Genomic DNA, 19917 nt, shown 5'->3' with positions numbered 1-19917 from the left:
CTGAGGGAGGAGAGCCATGACCGACACGGCGCGACTGAGCGAGATCGTCGCTTCCCATGCCGAGCGCGAGGGCGCGCTGCTGCCGATCCTGCACGACGTGCAGGCGGAATTCGGCTTCATCCCCGAGGCGGCGCTCGACCCGATCGCCACGGCGCTGCGGCTCAGTCGGGCCGAGGTGGCGGGGGTGATCGGCTTCTACCACGACTTCCGCCGCCAGCCCGCGGGGCGCCATGTGCTGAAGCTGTGCCGGGCCGAGGCCTGTCAGGCGATGGGCGGCGTCGCGCTGCAGGCGCGGCTCGAACGCGCTTTGGGCCAGAAGATCGGCGAGACGAAGGACGGCATCACCTTCGAGGCGGTCTATTGCCTCGGGCTCTGCGCCTGTGCGCCGGCCGCGCAGGTCGACGGGCGGCTGGTGGGGCGGCTCGATGCCGCCGCAGTCGATGCGCTGGCCGAGGAGATGCGGGCATGAGATTCTGGGTTCCGGCAGATGCGGCGGCCAGGGCCTGCGGCGCGGATGCGGTGGCGGCGGCGATCGCGGCCGAGGCGGCGCGGCGCGGCATTCCGGTCGAGATCATCCGCAACGGCACGCGCGGCATGGTCTGGCTCGAGCCGCTGGTCGAGATCGAGGCGCCCGAGGGCCGGCTTGGCTTCGGCCCGATGACGGTGGCCGACGTGCCGTCGCTGTTCGCGGCCCCCGCGAAGCATCCGAAGGCGCTTGGCCCGACCGAGGAGATCCCCTTCTTCAAGCGCCAGACCCGGCTGACCTTCGCCCGCTGCGGCCGCACCGATCCGCTCAGCCTGTCCGACTACGAGGCGGGCGGCGGCCTTGCGGGGCTGCGCGTGGCGCTGGCGAAGAAGCCCGAGGAGATCGTCGACGACGTCGTCACCTCGGGGCTGCGCGGGCGTGGCGGTGCGGGCTTTCCGACCGGGATCAAGTGGCGCACCGTGCAGCTCGCCCGCGCGCCGAAGAAATACATCGTGTGCAACGCCGACGAGGGCGACAGCGGCTCGTTCGCCGACCGCATGCTGATGGAGGGCGACCCCTTCTGCCTGATCGAGGGGATGGCGATCGCCGCCCTTGCCACCGGTGCGACGCAGGGCTTCGTCTACATTCGTTCCGAATATCCCGACGCGATCGCGGTGATGCGCCGCGCGGTCGGGATCGCGACCGCGGCGGGGGTGATCGGGGATGCCATCCTCGGCACCGGTCACGCCTTCCACATGGAGATCCGCGAGGGCGCCGGCGCCTATGTCTGCGGCGAGGAGACCTCGCTGCTGAACAGCCTCGAGGGCAAGCGCGGCGTGGTGCGGGCAAAGCCGCCGCTGCCCGCGCTTCAGGGCTTCATGGCCGCGCCGACGGTGGTCAACAACGTGCTCTCGCTTGCCGCCGTGCCGTGGATCATGGCCGAGGGGCCCGAGGCCTACAGTGCCATCGGCATCGGTCGCTCGCGCGGCACCATTCCGCTGCAAATTGCGGGAAATGTGAAATTCGGTGGCCTGTTCGAGACCGGTTTCGGCATCACATTGGGTGAAATTGTCAATGACATCGCAGGCGGCACGGCCTCGGGACGGCCGGTGAAGGCGGTGCAGGTGGGCGGGCCGCTCGGCGCCTATCACCCGGTGTCGGACTTCGAGCTGGCCTTCTGCTACGAATGCTTCGCCGAGCAGAAGGGGCTGGTCGGACACGCGGGTCTCGTCGTGCATGACGACAGTGCCGACATGATGGCGCTGGCCCGTTTCGCGATGGAATTCTGTGCCGTCGAAAGCTGTGGCAAGTGCACGCCCTGCCGCATCGGCGCGGTGCGGGGCGTCGAGACGCTCGACCGCATCGCGGCGGGCGACGGCGCGGCGCTCGCCCTGCTCGACGACCTGTGCGAGCTGATGAAGACCGGCTCGCTGTGCGCCCTTGGCGGCTTCACCCCCTATCCGGTGCAAAGCGCGTTGCGACATTTCCCCGAGGAATTCACCCCTGTCCGGGAGGCGGCAGAATGAAGGACTTCATCATCCCCGAACCCGGCTGGACCAAGGACATGGGCACGCCCGCGCGCGCGGGCAAGCCGGTGCATCTGGTGATCGACGGTGTGGCCGTCACCGTGCCCGCGGGCACCTCGGTGATGCGCGCCGCGGCCGAGGCCGGGATCACCATCCCGAAGCTTTGCGCCACCGACAGCCTCGAGCCGATCGGCTCGTGCCGGCTGTGCATGGTCGAGATCGACGGCATGCGCGGCACGCCGGCCTCCTGCACCACGCCGGTCAGCGAGGGGATGCAGGTCCATACCCAGACCGCGCAGCTGGCCAAGCTGCGCCGCGGGGTGATGGAGCTTTACATCTCCGACCACCCGCTCGATTGCCTGACCTGCGCCGCGAACGGCGATTGCGAGTTGCAGGACATGGCCGGTGCCGTCGGCCTGCGCGAGGTGCGCTATGCCAGGGGCGAAAACCATTTCGAGGTGCGCGCGAATGGCGAGGCGAACCCGCGCTACATCGCGAAGGACGTCTCGAACCCCTATTTCAGCTATGACCCGGCGAAGTGCATCGTCTGCATGCGCTGCGTGCGGGCCTGCGAAGAGGTGCAGGGCACCTTCGCGCTGACCATCGAGGGGCGCGGCTTCGATGCCCGGATCTCGCCCGCCGCGCCCGATTTCCTCTCCTCCGATTGCGTGAGCTGCGGCGCCTGCGTGCAGGCCTGCCCGACCGCGACCCTGGTCGAGAAATCGGTCGAGGAGATCGGCACGCCGGAACGGTCGGTCATCACCACCTGTGCCTATTGCGGCGTCGGCTGCGCCTTCAAGGCCGAGATGCGCGGCGAGGAGCTGGTGCGGATGGTGCCCTGGAAGGGCGGCAAGGCGAACCGCGGCCATTCCTGCGTGAAGGGCCGCTTCGCCTGGGGCTATGCCACGCACCGCGACCGGATCCTGAAACCGATGGTGCGCGAGCGCATCACCGACCCCTGGCGCGAGGTCAGCTGGGACGAGGCGCTGAGCTTCGCCGCGACCCGTCTGCACGCGATCCAGGCGGCGCATGGCAAGGATGCGGTCGGGGTGATCACCTCGTCGCGCTGCACCAACGAGGAAACCTTCCTCGTGCAAAAGCTGGCCCGCGCGGTCTTCGGCACCAACAACACCGACACCTGCGCCCGCGTCTGCCACTCGCCCACCGGCTACGGGCTGAAGCAGACCTTCGGCACCTCGGCCGGCACGCAGGATTTCGACTCCGTCGAGAAGACCGATCTGGCGCTCGTCATCGGCGCGAACCCGACCGACGGCCACCCGGTCTTCGGCTCGCGGCTGCGCAAGCGGCTGCGGGCGGGGGCGAAGCTGATCGTGATCGACCCGCGGCGGATCGACCTGCTCGACACCGCGCATCTGGGCCAGAGCTGGCACCTGCCGCTGCGCCCGGGCACCAATGTCGCGGTGCTGACCGCGATGGCGCATGTGATCGTGACCGAGCATCTGACCGATGACACCTTCATCGCCGAGCGCTGCGATCTCGATGAATGGGCCGATTACGTCGAATTCGTCACCAACCCGGATTATGCCCCCGAGGCGGTCGAGGCGCTGACCGGCGTGCCCGCGGCGACGATCCGCGACGCCGCGCGCGCCTATGCCGCCGCCCCCAATGCGGCGATCTATTACGGCCTCGGCGTGACCGAACATTCGCAGGGCTCGACCACCGTCATCGCCATCGCCAACCTCGCGATGATGACCGGCAACATCGGCCGCGAGGGCGTGGGGGTGAACCCGCTGCGCGGGCAGAACAACGTGCAGGGCAGCTGCGACATGGGCAGCTTCCCGCACGAGCTGCCGGGCTATCGCCATGTCTCGGACGACACCGCGCGGGCGATCTTCGAGAAGGCCTGGGGCGTGTCGCTCGATCCCGAACCCGGGCTGCGGATCCCGAACATGCTCGACGCCGCGGTGGCCGGGCAGTTCAAGGGGCTCTATGTCCAGGGCGAGGATATCCTGCAATCCGATCCCGACACCCGCCACGTCTCGGCGGGCCTTGCGGCGATGGACTGCGTCATCGTGCATGATCTCTTCCTGAACGAGACCGCGAATTACGCCCATGTCTTCCTGCCCGGCTCGACCTTCCTCGAGAAGGACGGCACCTTCACCAATGCCGAGCGCCGGATCAACCCGGTGCGCCGGGTGATGGCGCCGAAGGCGGGCTATGCCGACTGGGAGGTGACGCAGCTCCTGGCGAACGCCATGGGTGCGGGCTGGAGCTATACCCACCCGCGCGAGATCATGGCCGAGATTGCCGCGACCACCCCGGGCTTTGCCGGCGTCACCTACGAGATGCTGGACGAACGCGGCTCGGTGCAATGGCCGTGCAATGACGCGGCGCCCGAGGGCTCGCCGATCATGCATGTCGAGGGCTTCGTGCGCGGCAAGGGCCGGTTCATCCGCACCGCCTATGTGCCGACCGACGAACGCACCGGCCCGCGCTTCCCGCTGCTGCTGACCACCGGCCGGATCCTCAGCCATTACAACGTCGGCGCCCAGACCCGGCGCACCGAGAACGTGGTCTGGCACCCCGAGGACCGGCTGGAGATCCACCCCCATGACGCCGAGACGCGCGGCATCAAGGACGGCGACTGGGTCCGGCTCGCCAGCCGCGCGGGCGAGACCACGCTGCGCGCGACGCTGACCACGCGGGTCTCGCCCGGCGTCGTCTACACCACCTTCCACCACCCGACGACGCAGGCGAACGTTGTCACCACCGACAATTCCGACTGGGCGACGAACTGCCCGGAATACAAGGTGACGGCGGTGCAGGTGGGGCTGTCGAACGGGCCCTCGGACTGGCAGGAGGGCTACGAGGCGCTGAGCGAGGCCGCCCGCCGGATCGAGGCCGCGGAATGAGCCTGCCGGCGGGGGCCAGGCGTGTTCCCGTCCCGGCCGGCACCGAGGTGCTGGCCGAGGAGGTGCCGGTGGCGCTCGTCTATGACGGGGCGACGCAGGCGGTGATGATGGCGACGCCTGCCGACCTTGAGGATTTCGTGCTGGGCTTTGCGCTGGCCGAGGGGCTGATCGACGGCCCGGCCGAGATCCTGCGCACGGAGATCGTCGCGCAGCCACGCGGGATCGAGGCGCGGGCCTGGCTTGCCGCCCCCGCGGGCGCCCGCTTTGCCGCGCGGCGCCGTGCGATGGCGGGGCCGGTGGGCTGCGGGTTGTGCGGGCTCGACAGTCTCGAGCAGGCGCTGCGGCAGCTGCCGGCGCGGCCGATGCATGCGGCGCCGACGCCCGCACAGGCGGCCCGGGCGCTCGACGATCTGCGCGCCGCGCAGGCGCTGCAGGATGCGACCCGCGCGGTTCACGCGGCGGGCTTCTGGACCGAGGCCGCGGGGCTGATCTCTCTGCGCGAGGACGTCGGCCGGCACAATGCGCTCGACAAGCTTGCCGGGGCTCTGGCCCGTGCCGGCATCGCGACCGAAGGCGGGGCGGTGGTGATGACCTCGCGGCTCTCGGTCGATCTGGTGCAGAAGGCCGCGACCCTTGGCGCCGCGGCGCTGATCTCGCCCTCGGCGCCGACCGCACTTGCGGTGGCCGAGGCCGGGGCGGCGGGGCTTGCGCTGATCGCGCGCGGGCGCGACGGTTTCACCCGATACACAGGCCCCGCCGGGGCAGAGGAGAGTGCCGCATGAGCGAGGACCGTCTCATCCGCATGGCGAACCAGATCGCCACCTTCTTCGAGGTGCAGCCGGGCGATGGTGCCGCGGCCGTCGCCGCGCATCTGAACGAGAACTGGTCGGTGCCGATGCGCGCGGGCCTGGCCGCACAGATCGCCGCCGGGGCCGGGGGCGTGCATCCGCTCGTCGCCGCCGCCATGCCGCTGATCCGCACCGCGCGCGTGCCCGTGGCGGGCTGAGGGGGCGCTGCCCCCGTCTTCGTTCCGAACACTCCCCCGGAGCCTTTCCGCAAGGAAAAGCCCCGGGTCTTCGGCGTTTTCTTGGGAGAAGTACTCCCGGGGGTGACCTTGCCGCAGGCAAGGAAGGGGCGGCAGCCCCCGTTCACTCGATCCGCTTCTGCATCCGCTCGATATGGTCGCGCAGCTCCTCGGCCTCGCGTCGCGCGTCGCGCAGCCCGTCCATCGCGGCGCGCAGCTCGGCCTCTGCCTGGCTGAGGTGGTTCGTCAGCTCGGCCTCGCGGCTTTCGGCATAGGCGACGGCACGGTCGCGGGTTTCCTCGGCCTCGTGCAGCGCCTGCGCCATCTGCTCGAGCTCGCCCATGTCGGCCTGGCTCACCCGGGTGAGACGGTGGATCAGCCAGGAGGCGAACCAGCCCAGGAAGAAGAAGACGAGCAGGATCAGCGCCGTCGCGAAGATGAATTCGGGTCTGTTCATGGCGGTCCCTCGCGTCCTCAGTTCTGGTCGGTCTTCAGCCCCTTGGGGCGGGGTTTTGGCGTGCCGGGCGAGTCCTTGGCCGGGGCGACCGGGATCTCGATCGTCGGGTCCTGGGCTGCGGCCACCTCGGGCGACACCGTGGGCGGTGCGGCAGTCTCGGCGGCCGGTTCCGCCGGGGCGGCCGGTTCTGCCGCTGCCGGGGCGGGCTGATCCGGGGGCGCGGTCGCGGCGTCCGGGGCAGGGGCCTCGGCGGACGTTGCCTCGGTGGGGGCTGCCGTCGCGTCCGGCGCGGTCGCGTCGGTCTCGGCGGGCGGCGTCGCCTCGGGCGGGGGCTCCTCGCCCATGCCGGCGAGCGGCTCGCCCGTCGCGTCTTCCATCGGCCCCTCGTTGCCCGAGAAATCGGGGCTGTCGAGCGGCGAAAGATCGGGCGCCATGTCCTCGGCCGGCACCTCCTGCGCCGCATCGGGTGTCGCCGCTGCGGCCGCCGGGGGCAGCTGGGCCGCGTGCTCCTCGGGCGCGGTGACGGGGGCGGCCTCGGGCGCGGGCAGTGGCGCGCCCTCGGTCTCGACCGGGGTCGCGTCAAGCAGCACGAATTCGATCCGGCGGTTCGCCTCGCGCCCGTCCTCGGTGCCGTTGTCGGCGATCGGCTGGCTCTCGCCATAGCCCTTCGCCACCAGGTTCTCGGTCAGCACCCGGCGGTCGCGCAGCGCATGCAGCACGGCAAGCGCGCGATCCTGGCTGAGCTGCTGGTTCATCTCCTCGCGGCCCTGGCTGTCGGTATGGCCGGCGATCTCCATGCGGAAATCCTGGCAATCCTTCATCGCCTTCGCCAGCGCCTCGATCGGCTTTTCGCCCGCGGCCGCGATCACCGCCGAGCCGGGCTCGAAGCTGATCTTCTGCTCGGCCAGAACGGCGTTCAGCCGCCGCACGCATTCGGGCCCGTCGGGCAGGCCCAGCACCGGGTCGAGCCGGCGGTCATAGCGCACGTCGAGCGCGATCCGCGCGCCCTCGCCAAGGCGCTGCGTCAGCACCCGCGAGATCGTGTCCGAGGCCTGGGCGTCGCCGGTCACCCCCTTCACCGTGACGAGGTCGGGGGTGACCGTCACGCTGCCCTGCGCAAGGCTGTCGAGCGCCTCGAGTGCGGCAAGGGTGCGCACCGGCCAGCCCTGCGGCAGCTCGCCGTCGATCCGGGTCGCGCCATAGACCGCTTTCGCGCCGAAGCGGGCGCGGGCAAAGCTCTCAACCGCCTCGCGGCCACGCTCGTTCGTCACCCGGCCGCGCAGTTCGACCTTGCCGTCCTCGCCCAGCAGCGCCGAGAACTCGGGCCGGGCGCCGGCCTTGTCGGCCTTCCTCTGCAGCTCGGTCTTCAGCGAGAACACCTCGGGCAGGTTCGATTCGAGCTCGCCCACGACCTTGTCGAAGACGGCGGGGTCCGTGCCCTCGTTGGCCGAAAGCGCGATATCGCCATCCGAGAAGGTGATCGTGCCGGCGCCGATCTCCTTCAGCGCATTGATCCCCATCACCACCGCGTCGGCCCATTGCGGCGAGGGCGTGCCCATGCCGACGGTGCAGCCCTGTGCGCCTTTCGCGCCGGCGGCCCGCGCGGCGGCAAGGATGCGGTCGCGCGCCCGCGTCGTGTCGGCCGAGCAGGCATCGAAGCGCGGGCCGACCGAGTCGATCAGGAAGCGCAGGGTGAAGGGGGTGATGACCGGCCGCGGCGCCGAGATGTCCGAGGTCAGTTTCAGCTCGACCGGGCGGCGGCGGGCGAGGGTGGTCTCGATCCGGGTCTTCTCGGCCGGGCTGTCGGTGATCGCCTGCACCTCGACCCGGCCCGGATCGACCGAGATCTTCGCCCGCGGCAGGGTCTTCAGCGTCTCGACGGCGAAGTCGAGCGCCATCTGCCAGCCCGCGGGCACCGGGTAGTCGGCGCGTTCGAGCATGTCGGTGACGGTGCCCTGATCGCCAAGCGCGGTCTGCAGCCCGTCGATCAGCGCCTTGCGGTCGGTATCGGCGGGGACGAGGCCGATCAGCGAGATGCCTTCATCATTGCGCAGCATCTGCAGCGAGAATTCGGGCGGCGCGATCGCCGCTGCGCCCTCGACATCGGTGCTGTCGACGATGCGGGCGCTGTCGACCACGGTGCCGGCGATGGTGATGGCACGAAAGCGCGCCGCCTCGGAGGGCGCGGTGCCGAGCAAGATCACCTGCAGCCCGTCCGCCTCGGCGCGCACCCAGTTGACGCCCGCGCTCTCAAGCGCGACGCGCACCGCCATGCGCGAACGCTTCTCGATGATCGTGGCCGAGCCGCCGGCGACGAAGGCAGAGAGCACGAGCGCGGAAGCGACGGCGGCGGTGGTCAGGAGAGTGGTGCGCAAGCGCATGCAGTCAGGGCCTCCTCCGGTGTGTGGGCAACCTCTTACGGGGCGGGGCGGGGCGGATCAATCACACGATTGCGGCAACGGCGAGAAACAGCGCAGCGATCAGACCGGTGTCGCGGGTGGCGCGGAACAACCGCAGGCAGGTGTCATTGTCGTCGATGTCGAGCTGGCGCAGCAGCCACAGCATGTGCCAGCCCATGCCCCAGGGCGCGCAGAGCGCAAGCACGAGGACAAGGGGCGGAACCCCCGTCGGCAGAAGCGCCGCCAGCACCGCGGCAGTCATCAGCGCCACGACGGCCACAAGGAAACCCGAGAGCCATTTCACCGTGTCGGTGCCGAACAGCCGCGCCGTCGACTTCACCCCGATCAGTGCGTCGTCCTCCTTGTCCTGATGGGCATAGATCGTGTCGTAGAACAGCGTCCAGATCAGGCCGGAGAGGTAAAGCAGCACGGGCGCCAGGCTCAGGCTGCCGGCATGGGCGACCCAGCCCAGCAGCGCGCCCCAGTTGAAGGCGATGCCGAGGAAGGCCTGCGGCCACCAGGTGAAGCGCTTGGCGAAGGGATAGATCGCCACCGGCACCAGTGCGACGATGCCCATCAGGATCGAGGCGCCGTTGAAGGTCAGCAGCAGCAGCGCCGAGACCGCGATCTGCGCCCCCATGAAGGCCAGCGCCTGCTTCACCGTGACCTGGCCCGAGGGGATCGGGCGCGAGCGGGTGCGGGCGACCGAACCGTCGAAATCGCGGTCGGTGATGTCGTTCCAGGTGCAGCCGGCGCCGCGCATCAGGAACGCCCCGGCGGTGCAGGCCAGCGCCCACCACAGGTCCGACAGCCGCGGCGCATCGGCGGCTGCGGCGAGTGCAATCCCCCACCAGCAGGGGATCAGCAGAAGCCAGGTGCCGATCGGCCGGTCGGCGCGCGCCAGCCGCAGATAGGGGCGCGTCACGGGCGGCGCCAGCCGGTCCACCCAGTTGCCCTGCACCGCATCCGCGACCGTGCCGTGAAGCTCTGGCATTTGTTCCGTGCCTCCCCTAGATTTCCGCGCATGGACCGCGCCAAGATCAGACTGTGTGTAGATCACCCGCTGGGGCCGGGGCAAGCCGTGCCCCTGACGCCCGAGCAGGCGCATTACCTGTTTTCGGTGATGCGCGAGGGACCGGGGGCGCGGGTGGCGCTCTTCAACGGCCGCGACGGCGAATGGACCGCCGAGGTCGTTGCCGCCGCGAAGAAGGGGGGCACGCTCAGCTGCCTTGGCCAGGCGGCGCCACAGCTGGACCCGCCGGACCTGTGGCTGATCTTCGCGCCGATCAAGAAGGAGCGCACCGACTTCATCGTCGAGAAGGCGGCCGAGCTCGGCTGTGCGCGGATCGTGCCGGTCCAGACCGAGTTCACCAATGCGCAGCGGATCCGGCAGGACCGGCTGCAGGCCCATGCACTCGAGGCGGCCGAGCAATGCCTGGGCACCTTCGTGCCCGAGGTCACCGACCTCGTGCCGCTGCGCCGGCTGCTTGACGGCTGGGACCCGGCGCGGCGCATCCTGTGGGCGGACGAAAGCCTGGTCGGGCCGGCCGAGACGCTTGCGGGCCTCGCCCCCGGCCCCTGGGCGATCCTGATCGGCCCCGAGGGCGGGTTTTCCGAGCCCGAGCGGGCGCGGCTGCGCGCGCTGCCCTTCGTGACGCCGGTCTCGCTCGGCCCGCGCATCCTGCGCGCCGACACCGCCGCCTGCGCGGCGATCACCCTGTGGCAATCGGCGCTCGGAGACTGGCGGTGATCCGCCCCGAGCTGCGCGCGGCGCTGCAGCGCCACCGCGAGACCCTCGCGGCGGCGGGCACCGCGGCACTCGGGCTCTGGATCGCGACGCGCGGCGGCTGGCTGCTGGGCCCGCTCGGGCTTGGCCTGTGCGCGCTGGCCCTGGTCTGGGCAGGAACGGCACTGCGCCGCACGCGCTTTGCCCGGGCGGTGACCGATCCGGGCCTTGTCGAGGTGGACGAGGGGCGGATCGGCTATTTCGGTGCCGGCAGCACGGTGCTGGGCGGCTATATCGCGCTTGCCGATCTGGCCGAGATCCGCCTGCTCACCCTGCGCGGCGCGCAGCACTGGCGGTTGAAGACCGGCGACGGGCAGGCCCTGCTGATCCCGGTCGCGGCGGCGGGTGCCCCGGCGCTCTATGACGCCTTCGCGGCGCTGCCCGGCATCGACATGGGCCGGCTTGCCGCCGCGCTCGATCGGCGCGAGGTCGCACAGAGCCTGTGGAGCCGGCCCACGCGCGCCTCCCTTGACTCGGCGCGCTGATAGCGCCACCTGTTGCCCTCGGTTTCCGCAAGAAAGGCGCGTGCATGTCCATTCCCCAGCAGGGCGGAGGCCCGATCGAACGGTTCGAGCAGCTCGCCGAATACATCGCCTCGGGCGAGAAGCCGCGCGCCGACTGGCGCATCGGCACCGAGCACGAGAAGTTCGGTTATCTCGCCGACAGCCTGACGCCGCTGCCCTACGAGGGGCCGCGCTCGATCAAGGCGATGCTCGAGGGGCTGCGCGACGGCTTCGGCTGGGAGCCGGTGCTCGAGCAGGGCAAGATCATCGGCCTGACCCAGAACGGCGCCAATGTCAGCCTGGAACCGGGCGGGCAGCTGGAACTGTCGGGCGCGCCGCTCGAGACGATCCACGACACCTGCTCCGAGGTCGGCGAGCACCTGCGCGAGGTGCATGCGGTGGCCGACCGGATCGGGGCGAAGTTCATCGGCCTTGGCGCCGCGCCGATCTGGCGCGGGGACGAGATGCCGATGATGCCCAAGGGCCGCTACCGGCTGATGACCGACTACATGGACAAGGTCGGCACCATGGGCAAGACGATGATGTACCGCACCTGCACGGTGCAGGTGAACCTCGACTTCGCCTCCGAGGCGGACATGGTGCAGAAGATGCGCGTGGCGCTGGCGCTGCAGCCGGTGGCGACGGCGCTGTTCGCGAACTCGCCCTTCCTTGACGGCAAGCCCAATGGCTTCAAGTCGTGGCGCGGCAATGTCTGGCAGAACCTCGACCCCGCCCGCACCGGCATGCTGCCCTTCATGTTCGAGGACGGCGCGGGCTACGAGCGCTATGTCGATTATGTTCTCGATGTGCCGATGTATTTCGTCTACCGCGACGGGCAGTACATCAACGCGCTTGGCCAGTCCTTCCGCGACTTCCTCAAGGGCGAGCTGCCGGCACTGCCGGGCGAGAAGCCGACGCTCTCCGACTGGGCCGACCACCTGACCACCGTCTTCCCCGAGGCGAGGGTGAAGAAATACATCGAGATGCGCGGCGCCGACGGCGGGCCGTGGCGGCGGCTGTGCGCGCTGCCGGCGCTCTGGGTCGGGCTGATGTACGACCAGGGCGCGCTCGATGCCGCCTGGGATCTGGTGAAGGGCTGGGACGAGGCCACCCGCGAGGGTCTGCGCCGCGCCGCTGCCAAGGATGCGCTGCAGGGCGAGGCCGGAGGCGTGAAGCTCCACGACCTCGCGCGCGAGGTGGTGGCGATCGCGAAGACCGGCCTCGCCGCGCGGGCGCGCCCCTCGGCGAACGGTCTGATCCCCGACGAGACGCATTTCCTCAATGCGCTCGAGGAATCGATCGAGACCGGCAAGGTGCCGGCCGACGAGCTGCTTGATCGCTACACGGGCGACTGGAACGGCGATCTGACCAAGATCTACGCCGATTACAGCTATTGAGACGGACAGGGAGGGGCGCTGCCCCTCCTGGCCTGCGGCCAGTTCACCCCGAGGTATTTTGGGCAAGATGAATGGGGGGTGTTTCATCTTGCCCAAAATACCTCGGGGGGAGGCTGCGGATGCAGCCGGGGGGCAGCGCCCCCCGCGACGGCTCAGCCCATCGGCACCGGCGGCGGCGTGTTGCCCGGCTGCGGCCCGAAGCGGTTGGTACCGGGCTGCGAGGGCTGGACGAAGAAGAACAGCAGGATCAGCCCGCCAATGAGCGGAATGAAGGCGATCAGCAGCCACCAGCCCGACTTGTCGAGGTCATGCAACCGCCGCACCCCGACCGCGATCATCGGCACCAGGATCGCCAGGGTGAAGATCGTGCTCAGCGGGCCGCCGTTGCTGACCCAGCTGGCATAGCCCGGGCCATGCATGAAGCGGCCGGTGCCGAACAGCATCGAATCGACGATGTTCAGCACGATCTGGCCGAGAAAGGCGAAGAGGACGAACCACCAGTATTCCGAGCGCGCGGCGCGGCCGGAAAAGGTGGCATATTTCGTCAATGACGAGCGAACGGCGGTCTGAAAATCCATCGGGGCCTCCTGGCTGATGCGCGCATCTGGCCAGCGAAGCGCGCCGGGATCAACCCTTCTTTCCGATCTTCGGCTCGCGCCCCTGGGCAAGGCGCTGGATATTGGCGCGGTGGCGCCAGAAGATCAGCACCGCCATCGCCGCCACCAGCAGCATCATCTCGCGGTGGCCGAGCGCGAGGGCGAGCGGCACCGCGGTCGCGGCCGAGACGAGGGCGGAGAGCGAGGAGATCCGGCTGAGCGCCGCGGTCACCAGCCAGACCGCGCAGGCGGCGAGGCCGACCGGCCAGGCAAGCGCGATCAGCGTGCCGAGGAAGGTCGCCACGCCCTTGCCGCCACGAAAGCGCAGCCACACCGGGTAGAGATGGCCGACGAAGGCCGCGCCGCCCGCGATCTGCGCCGCGGTGTCGTCGAGGAAATAACGCGCGAGCAGCACCGCCACCGCGCCCTTGCCCGAATCGAGCAGCAGCGTGGCCAGCGCCGCGCCCTTGTGCCCGGTGCGCAGCACGTTCGTCGCGCCGATATTGCCCGAGCCGATCGTGCGCAGATCGCCCAGCCCCATCAGCCGGGTGACCACCACCCCAAAGGGAATGGCGCCGAGCAGATAGCCCAGCACCGCCACCCCGGTCAGCACCGCGGCCCCGTTCTCCATTCCAGGCATCACTGCTCTGCCTCGTTCTTTTATTTTTCGTTATGCGGATAAACCTGCACCCCGGCGACGAATGTGGCAAGAACTTTGCCTTCCATCCGGGTGCCGTCGAAGGGGGTATTCTTCGATTTCGAGTGCAGGGTAAAGCGATCAAGAACGAAAGGCGCATCCGGATCGAAGAGAACGAGGTCGGCGGGCGCCCCCTCGGCCAGCCGGCCCTGCGCGAGGCCCAGCCGTTTCGCCGGGTTCAGCGCCATCGCGCGGAACAGCTGCGGCAGGCTCAGCGCGCCGGCGTGGTAAAGCCGCAGCGCCGCGGGCAGCAGCGTCTCGAGCCCGACCGCACCCGAGGCCGCCTGCTCGAAGGGTAGGCGCTTGCTTTCCTCGTCGGCGGGCGTGTGCATCGAGCAGATCACGTCGATCAGCCCGTCGGCCACCGCCTGCACCGCGGCCAGACGGTCCTCTTCGGACCGCAGCGGCGGCGTCATCTTGAAGAAGGTGCGGTAATCGCCGACGTCGAATTCGTTCAGCGTCAGGTGATGGATCGAGACGCCCGCGGTGACGTCGAGCCCCGCCGCCTTGGCGCGGGCAAGCGCCGGCAGCGATGCGGCCGAGGTGATCTGGTCGGCGTGATAGCGCACGCCGGTCATCTCGACGAGGGCGAGGTCGCGTTCAAGGCCGATGCGCTCGGCCATCGGGCTGACGCCGGGCAGGCCGCGCAGCGAGGCGAACTTGCCCGAGGTGACGGCGGCGCCATGGCTCAGCCCCGGCTCCTGCGGGTGGCCCACCACCATCGCGCCAAGCGCGCGGGCATAGGTGAAGGCGCGGCTGAGCACCTTGGCGTCGGTGGTCACCGCCTCGGCATCGGTGAAGGCGACGGCACCCGCGTCCATGAGAAAGCCGATCTCGGTCATCTCGCGGCCGTCGCGGCCCTTGGTCAGCGCCGCCATGTGACGGATGCGCACCGGCGCCTCGGCCGCGCGCCGGGTGGCGAATTCCAGCGATTCGGGGGTGTCGATCGAGGGCAGCGTGTCGGGGCGGGCGATCACCGTGGTGATGCCGCCGGCCGCCGCCGCGCGCCCGGCGGTGCGGAAGCTTTCCTTGTGCCGCTCGCCCGGCTCGCCGATCTTCACGCCGAGATCGACGATGCCGGGCGCAAGGCACTTGCCGGCGCAGTCGATCACCTTGGCCCCCTCGGGCGCGGCGATGTCGCCAAGCGCCGCGATGCGGCCATCCTCGATCAGCAGGTTGCCGGGGGTCTCGGTCAGGTGCTCCGGGTCGATCAGGCGGGCGTTCTGCAGGAACAGGGTCATGTCATTCCCCTCTGGATCTCGCGGACCAGCGACTGCACCGCCGCCGCGTCGTGAATGTGGAAGAAGCCGCGCATCAGCGGGCGTTCGGGCCGGTCCTTGCGCTGGATCACGCCGACCGGGAAGGTGACCGAATTGCGGCCAAGCCCGACGGCCAGCTGCGGCGTCAGCGGATAGCGTTCGAGGTAGGGGGCGGCGCCCGGGCGCAGCGTCGCGATGTAGAGCGCCCGGTCGCTCAGCGCATAGCGGGTGTCGAGCAGCCGGCGGTTGCCGAAGCCGCTGCGCCGGGCGAGCTGCAGCGCCGAGAGCACGAAAAGCCCGATCCCCGCCACCGCCTGCGCGGCCGAGCCTCCGGCGCGCAGGGCGATGACGATCCCCGTGCCGGCGCCGCCCGCAAGCACGGCAAGGATCGCCGGCCCGCCTGCCGGTGTGAACAGCCGCGGATCGGGGGCGCCGTGCCAGCGCAGCGTCTCGCCCGGGGTCAGCAGCCCGCCCCAGAAGGCGGCGCCGTCGCGGCCCACCTGCGGCAGGGGCGTGTCTGCCGCGGCCGGGCCGGGGGCGGAGGCGGGCGTGTCGCTCACCGCTTCACCTTCGCGCGTTTCGCCCGCGCTGCCTCGATCGCCGCCATCACGGCGGCGCCGTCGGCAAGATGCTTGATCAGGTGCTTGTCGCCGGCCTTGGTGACGATCTGCACATCGCCCATTAGCCGGCGCACGGTGGTGATCTCGAGCAGCATCACCTGCCGCCCCTGCGGTCCGACAAGGCGCCGGTCGGTCAGCTGCCAGCGCCGCGCGAAGGCCTCGGAGCGGAAGTAGAGCGCGCGCAGCGCCATGCCGACGGCGATCGCCAGCGCGGCCACCGCGATCTGGTCGGTGTGGCCCATCCACACGAGCGCGGCCGAGACCAGCACGATGCCGATGCCGGCCAGAACCGCCGTGTCATACCAATACCGCCGGGGATCGGCGCTGAACACCGCCGCGACCTTCTCGCCCGGATCGAGCGGCAGCTCGGAGGCCGGGCCGGGGCGATAGTCGTGGACGCTGTCGCGCTTGATCTCAGACATAGACATCCCCGACGGCGGCGCGGCCCCGCTCGGCGCGCAGGTTCTGCGCGAGCAGATCCATCACCGCCATGCGCACCGCGACGCCCATCTCGACCTGGTCCTGGATGACCGAGCGGGTGATGTCGTCGGCGATGGTGCCGTCGATCTCGACGCCGCGGTTCATCGGACCGGGGTGCATGACGATCGCGTCGGGTTTCGCACAGGCGAGCTTTTCGGCGTCGAGCCCGTAGCGGAAGAAATACTCGCGTTCCGAGGGGATGAAGCCGCCGTCCATGCGTTCCTTCTGCAGGCGCAGCATCATCACCACATCGGCGCCCTCGAGCCCCTCGCGCATGTTCTCGAAGACCTCGCAGCCGAATTCCGAGATCCCCGAGGGCATCAGCGTCGGCGGCCCGATCAGGCGGATGCGGTTCTTCATCTTGCCGAGCAGGAACAGGTTCGAGCGCGCCACCCGGCTGTGCGAGACGTCGCCGCAGATCGCCACGGTCAGCCCCTCGATCCGGCCCTTGCTGCGGCGGATCGTCAGCGCGTCGAGCAGCGCCTGCGTCGGGTGCTCGTGCTTGCCGTCGCCGGCGTTGATGACGGCGCAGTTCACCTTCTGCGACAGCAGCTCGACCGCGCCCGAACTGGCGTGGCGCACCACCAGCAGGTCGGGGTGCATCGCGTTCAGCGTCAGCGCGGTGTCGATCAGGGTCTCGCCCTTCTTCACCGACGAGGTCTGCATCGACATGTTCATCACATCCGCGCCAAGCCGCTTGCCGGCCAGCTCGAAGCTCGACTGCGTGCGCGTCGAGTTCTCGAAGAACATGTTGATCTGCGTCATGCCGGCGAGCACGTCGGTGCGCTTCACCGTGCGGCGGTTCAGTTCGACGTAGCGGTCGGCGAGATCGAGGACGGTCCGGATCTCCTCCGGCGCCAGATGCTCGATGCCCAGAAGATGCCTTGCGCGGAATGACATGACTGCCTCCGAAGTTGTCCGGGGCCGCTTATGGCAAAAGGGGGGGCATCCGTCCAGCATGAAGCGGCCGGGGCGGGGCCGGAAAACGTCGCATCCTTGCCGCAGTTTTGCCGCGGGGGTAGGGCAGGGTCATGGCATCGCCGTGACGAAGCCATTTCAGGAGGGGTGCCATGCCGGATGTTCCGCTTTCCGCGCAGGAGCGTCGCCTGCGTCTGCGGCGCGAGGCCAGGGCGAGCCGCGTCGAGGCAGCAGCACTTGCCGACAGTTTCGACGAGTCGACCGGGCTGAGCTGGTTCTGGGCGCTGGTCTTCGGGCCGCTCTACTACCTCGTGCACGGCTTCTATGCCCGCGCGCTGGTGGTTCTGCTGCTCGATCTGATGGTCATCGGTTTCGTCCTGTCGCCCTTCCTGGCCTATCCTGCCTGGCGCAAGCGGGCGCTTGGTCGGGCCGAGGCGATGCTGCGCGTCGAGCGCGACCGTCCGTCGACCGGACGGGTGCTTTACCCCGGCCGCGCCCCGGCATAGCTTGGCGGCATGACCGCCGGAGCCGATCTCGATTACAACGCTGCCCGCGCCGCGCTCGAATGGTTGATCGAGCTCGGGGTGGATTCGGCTGTGCTCGACGAGCCGGTCGATGCCTATGCGCTTCCCGACACGCTGAACGCGCCGAAACCCGCGCCCGCGGTCGCCGCGCCGAAGGGCCCCGGCGGACCGCCGCTGCGTGTGGTCGAGGCGGGCCCCGATCCGGTGGCCGTGGCGCGGCAGGCCGCCGCCGCGGCCAATGACCTCGAGGCGCTGCGCGAGGCGGTCACCGCCTATGAGCTGTGCGATCTGAAGAAGGGCGCGAAGACCACGGTCTTTGCCGATGGCACCCCGAAGGCGCGGGTGATGATCATCGGCGAGGCGCCCGGCCGCGACGAGGACATTCAGGGCAAGCCCTTCGTCGGCCGTGCGGGGCACCTGCTCGACAAGATGTTCGCCGCGATCGGGCTGAGCCGGACGAGCCCCGATGCCGAGGCGGCCTTCTACATCACCAACGTGCTGCCCTGGCGCCCGCCGGGCAACCGCGACCCGGAACCGGCCGAGATCGCGCAGATGCTGCCCTTCCTCGCCCGCCATGTCGAACTGGCCGATCCCGATCTGATCGTGCTGATGGGCAATGCCGCCTGCGCCGCGGCGCTGAACAAGCGCGGCATTCTGCGCCTGCGCGGGACCTGGGCCGAGGCCTTCGGCCGGCCGGCGCTGCCGATGACGCATCCGGCCTATCTGCTGCGCCAGCCCCATGCCAAGCGCGAGGCCTGGGCCGATCTGCTGTCGTTGCGCGCGCGGCTGAATGCGCTCGCGCCCTGACAAATGTGTGAACGGGGCGCGAAGCGACATTCGGTCCCGTGGGATGCGCGCTAGAGTTTGCGTAAGGGCTGGGGCCGGCCCCTTTCCCCCGCACCGACCGACAGGACACGGACGATGAAGTTTCTCACCCGCTCCCTGATGGGGCTGTTCCTCACCGCGCTGACGCTTGGGCTGCTGGCGGCGGGGGGCTATGCCGTCAAGGCCGCGATCAGCGCCCGCAACGCCGCGCCCGAGCGCCCGGCGCAGGCCCGCGAGCGGGTCTTTGCGGCGAATGTGGTGACGCTCGATTTCGGCACGCGGGTGCCGCGGCTCACCGCCTATGGCGAGATCCGCGCGGCACGGCGGCTGGAACTGCGGGCGGCGGTGGCGGGGCGAATCCTGGATCTGTCGCCGAACTTCGTCGAGGGCGGCACGGTGTCTGCGGGCGAATTGCTGGTGCAGCTCGACCCGGCCGAGGCGCAGGCTGCGCGCGACACCGCGGCTGCGGCGCGCGGCGAGGCGCAGGCGGCGCTGGCGCTGGCCGAGCGCACCGTGGCGATCGCCTCGGATGACCTGACGGCGGCCGGGCGGCAGGCGGACCTGCGCCGCTCGGCGCTCGACCGGCAACGCTCGATCGACGCGAAGGGCTTCGGCAAGGCCGCCGATACCGAGACCGCCGAGCTGGCCGTTTCCGCGGCCGATCAGGCAGTGCTGACGAAACGCACGGCGCTGTCGGCGGCCGAGGCCGGGCTCGATCAGGCGCGCAACACCCTGCGCCGCGCCGAGATCAGCCTGGGCGAGGCCGAGCGCAAGCTGCGCGACACGGTGATCCGGGCGGGCTTTGCGGGCGATCTGACCGGCATCTCGGCGGTGAAGGGGCGTGTCGTCTCGATGAACGAGATGCTGGGCGAGCTGATCGACCCGGCCGCGCTCGAGGTCTCGTTCCGGGTCTCGACGGCGCAATTCGCCCGGCTGACCGATGCGGCCGGTGCGCTGGTGCCGATGCGGGCCGAGGTGGCGCTGGATCTGCAGGGCCGCAGCCTCGCTGCGCCGGCGACGCTGGTGCGGGCGGGGGCGGCGGTCGAGACCGGGCTGACCGGGCGGCAGCTGTTTGCCCGGCTCGATGTTCCCGCGGGCTTCAAGGCCGGCGATTTCGTCACCGTCACCCTCGACGCGCCGCCGCTTGACGCGGTGGCCGAGGTGCCGGCGGCGGCGGTGGGCGCGGATGGCAAGGTGCTGCTTCTGGGCGCGGGCGAGCGGCTCGCCGCGGTGCCGGTCGAGGTGCTGCACCGGCAGGGCGACGCGGTGCTGATCCGCGCGGCAGGGCTTGCCACGGGCCAGGAGATCGTGGCCGAGCGCACGCCGCTGCTGGGCGAGGGGCTGAAGCTGCGCCCGCTGCGGCCGGGCGCGGCCGCCGCGCCGGCGCTGGTGCCGCTCGATCCCGACCGCCGGGCGCGGCTGATCGCGCAGGTCGAGGCGAATGTGCGGATGCCGTCGGAGACGAAGGCGCGCCTTCTTGCCCAGCTCGCGCAAGAGGCGGTGCCGGCCGAGCTGATCGACCGGCTCGAAGCGCGGACCGGGGGCTGAGCCGGTGAGCGCGCGCCCC

The 19917-nt window shown here is 70.4% G+C and carries 20 protein-coding genes; 11 read left to right on the top strand and 9 right to left on the bottom strand.

What is annotated here, in order from left to right:
* Nucleotides 1–16: 16 nt before the first annotated feature.
* Genes AC0QTQ_RS16565 through AC0QTQ_RS16545 form a run of 5 tightly spaced genes read left to right on the top strand, consistent with a single transcriptional unit; the run spans nucleotide 17 to nucleotide 5871 of the window.
* A complete protein-coding gene (locus tag AC0QTQ_RS16565; protein ID WP_121533502.1) occupies nucleotides 17–469 on the top strand; it encodes a formate dehydrogenase subunit gamma in 453 nt (150 codons plus the stop codon).
* Nucleotides 466–1992: an NADH-ubiquinone oxidoreductase-F iron-sulfur binding region domain-containing protein gene (locus tag AC0QTQ_RS16560; protein ID WP_480257481.1), complete on the top strand. Its 1527-nt coding sequence runs from the start codon at nucleotides 466–468 to the stop codon at nucleotides 1990–1992. The genes AC0QTQ_RS16565 and AC0QTQ_RS16560 overlap by 4 nt, the downstream gene beginning before the upstream one ends.
* Entirely contained in the window at nucleotides 1989–4865 is a 2877-nt protein-coding gene (gene fdhF, locus AC0QTQ_RS16555; protein WP_480257480.1) for a formate dehydrogenase subunit alpha, read from the top strand. The genes AC0QTQ_RS16560 and fdhF overlap by 4 nt, the downstream gene beginning before the upstream one ends.
* Nucleotides 4862–5647, top strand: a complete 786-nt coding sequence (gene fdhD / locus AC0QTQ_RS16550) for a formate dehydrogenase accessory sulfurtransferase FdhD (protein ID WP_480257479.1) — start codon at nucleotides 4862–4864, stop codon at nucleotides 5645–5647. Before fdhF ends, fdhD begins: the two co-directional genes overlap by 4 nt.
* Nucleotides 5644–5871: a formate dehydrogenase subunit delta gene (locus AC0QTQ_RS16545; RefSeq protein ID WP_480257478.1), complete on the top strand. Its 228-nt coding sequence runs from the start codon at nucleotides 5644–5646 to the stop codon at nucleotides 5869–5871. Before fdhD ends, AC0QTQ_RS16545 begins: the two co-directional genes overlap by 4 nt.
* Nucleotides 5872–6013: 142 nt before the next feature.
* On the opposite strand, the gene AC0QTQ_RS16540 is transcribed toward AC0QTQ_RS16545, so the two are convergent.
* From AC0QTQ_RS16540 to ubiA, 3 genes are all read right to left on the bottom strand, one after another.
* Entirely contained in the window at nucleotides 6014–6346 is a 333-nt protein-coding gene (locus AC0QTQ_RS16540) for a hypothetical protein (protein ID WP_480257477.1), read from the bottom strand.
* Nucleotides 6347–6363: 17 nt separating this feature from the next.
* Complete coding sequence (locus AC0QTQ_RS16535; RefSeq protein WP_480257476.1) at nucleotides 6364–8727, bottom strand: OmpA family protein; 2364 nt, start codon at nucleotides 8725–8727, stop codon at nucleotides 6364–6366.
* Nucleotides 8728–8788: 61 nt separating this feature from the next.
* Nucleotides 8789–9739 (bottom strand): 4-hydroxybenzoate octaprenyltransferase, encoded by a 951-nt coding sequence (gene ubiA / locus AC0QTQ_RS16530; RefSeq protein WP_480257475.1) that lies wholly within the window; start codon nucleotides 9737–9739, stop codon nucleotides 8789–8791.
* A 30-nt stretch (nucleotides 9740–9769) separates the two neighbouring features.
* Between ubiA and AC0QTQ_RS16525 the strand changes: the two genes are divergently transcribed.
* The 3 genes from AC0QTQ_RS16525 to AC0QTQ_RS16515 are packed head-to-tail and all read left to right on the top strand — an operon-like array spanning nucleotide 9770 to nucleotide 12431.
* Entirely contained in the window at nucleotides 9770–10495 is a 726-nt protein-coding gene (locus AC0QTQ_RS16525) for a 16S rRNA (uracil(1498)-N(3))-methyltransferase (RefSeq protein ID WP_480257474.1), read from the top strand.
* Nucleotides 10492–11016 carry a hypothetical protein gene (locus tag AC0QTQ_RS16520; RefSeq protein WP_480257473.1) on the top strand — a complete coding sequence of 175 codons (525 nt, stop codon included), beginning with the start codon at nucleotides 10492–10494 and terminating at the stop codon, nucleotides 11014–11016. Before AC0QTQ_RS16525 ends, AC0QTQ_RS16520 begins: the two co-directional genes overlap by 4 nt.
* 44 nt (nucleotides 11017–11060) lie before the next feature.
* Nucleotides 11061–12431, top strand: a complete 1371-nt coding sequence (locus tag AC0QTQ_RS16515) for a glutamate--cysteine ligase (protein WP_480257472.1) — start codon at nucleotides 11061–11063, stop codon at nucleotides 12429–12431.
* Between the two features lie 152 nt (nucleotides 12432–12583).
* Here AC0QTQ_RS16515 and AC0QTQ_RS16510 read toward each other — a convergent pair whose 3' ends face one another.
* From AC0QTQ_RS16510 to AC0QTQ_RS16485, 6 genes are read right to left on the bottom strand one after another with little or no spacing between them, the layout of a single operon-like run.
* The gene (locus AC0QTQ_RS16510) at nucleotides 12584–13009 is read right to left on the bottom strand and encodes a DUF805 domain-containing protein (protein ID WP_480257471.1); all 426 of its coding nucleotides are present in this window, start codon (nucleotides 13007–13009) and stop codon (nucleotides 12584–12586) included.
* Between the two features lie 49 nt (nucleotides 13010–13058).
* Complete coding sequence (gene plsY / locus AC0QTQ_RS16505; protein WP_121533480.1) at nucleotides 13059–13667, bottom strand: glycerol-3-phosphate 1-O-acyltransferase PlsY; 609 nt, start codon at nucleotides 13665–13667, stop codon at nucleotides 13059–13061.
* A gap of 20 nt (nucleotides 13668–13687) precedes the next feature.
* Nucleotides 13688–14965, bottom strand: coding sequence for a dihydroorotase (gene pyrC / locus AC0QTQ_RS16500; RefSeq protein WP_480257470.1), 1278 nt, complete (start codon nucleotides 14963–14965; stop codon nucleotides 13688–13690).
* Nucleotides 14962–15543 (bottom strand): hypothetical protein, encoded by a 582-nt coding sequence (locus AC0QTQ_RS16495; protein WP_480257469.1) that lies wholly within the window; start codon nucleotides 15541–15543, stop codon nucleotides 14962–14964. Before AC0QTQ_RS16495 ends, pyrC begins: the two co-directional genes overlap by 4 nt.
* Complete coding sequence (locus tag AC0QTQ_RS16490) at nucleotides 15540–16025, bottom strand: hypothetical protein (RefSeq protein WP_121533474.1); 486 nt, start codon at nucleotides 16023–16025, stop codon at nucleotides 15540–15542. Before AC0QTQ_RS16490 ends, AC0QTQ_RS16495 begins: the two co-directional genes overlap by 4 nt.
* Nucleotides 16018–16983 carry an aspartate carbamoyltransferase catalytic subunit gene (locus AC0QTQ_RS16485; protein ID WP_121533472.1) on the bottom strand — a complete coding sequence of 322 codons (966 nt, stop codon included), beginning with the start codon at nucleotides 16981–16983 and terminating at the stop codon, nucleotides 16018–16020. The genes AC0QTQ_RS16490 and AC0QTQ_RS16485 overlap by 8 nt, the downstream gene beginning before the upstream one ends.
* A 170-nt stretch (nucleotides 16984–17153) precedes the next feature.
* Here AC0QTQ_RS16485 and AC0QTQ_RS16480 point away from each other — a divergent pair, with 170 nt between their 5' ends.
* The 3 genes from AC0QTQ_RS16480 (at nucleotide 17154) to AC0QTQ_RS16470 (ending at nucleotide 19898) form a co-directional block, all read left to right on the top strand.
* On the top strand, nucleotides 17154–17507 hold the full coding sequence (locus tag AC0QTQ_RS16480) for a DUF2628 domain-containing protein (protein ID WP_480257468.1): 354 nt from the start codon (nucleotides 17154–17156) through the stop codon (nucleotides 17505–17507).
* A gap of 9 nt (nucleotides 17508–17516) precedes the next feature.
* Complete coding sequence (locus AC0QTQ_RS16475) at nucleotides 17517–18332, top strand: uracil-DNA glycosylase (RefSeq protein WP_480257467.1); 816 nt, start codon at nucleotides 17517–17519, stop codon at nucleotides 18330–18332.
* Between the two features lie 114 nt (nucleotides 18333–18446).
* A complete protein-coding gene (locus tag AC0QTQ_RS16470; protein WP_480257466.1) occupies nucleotides 18447–19898 on the top strand; it encodes an efflux RND transporter periplasmic adaptor subunit in 1452 nt (483 codons plus the stop codon).
* Nucleotides 19899–19917: the final 19 nt, after the last annotated feature.

The sequence above is a fragment of the Paenirhodobacter sp. YD-8 genome, assembly GCF_056590935.1.
This window is presented reverse-complemented; position numbering and strand designations above follow the sequence as displayed.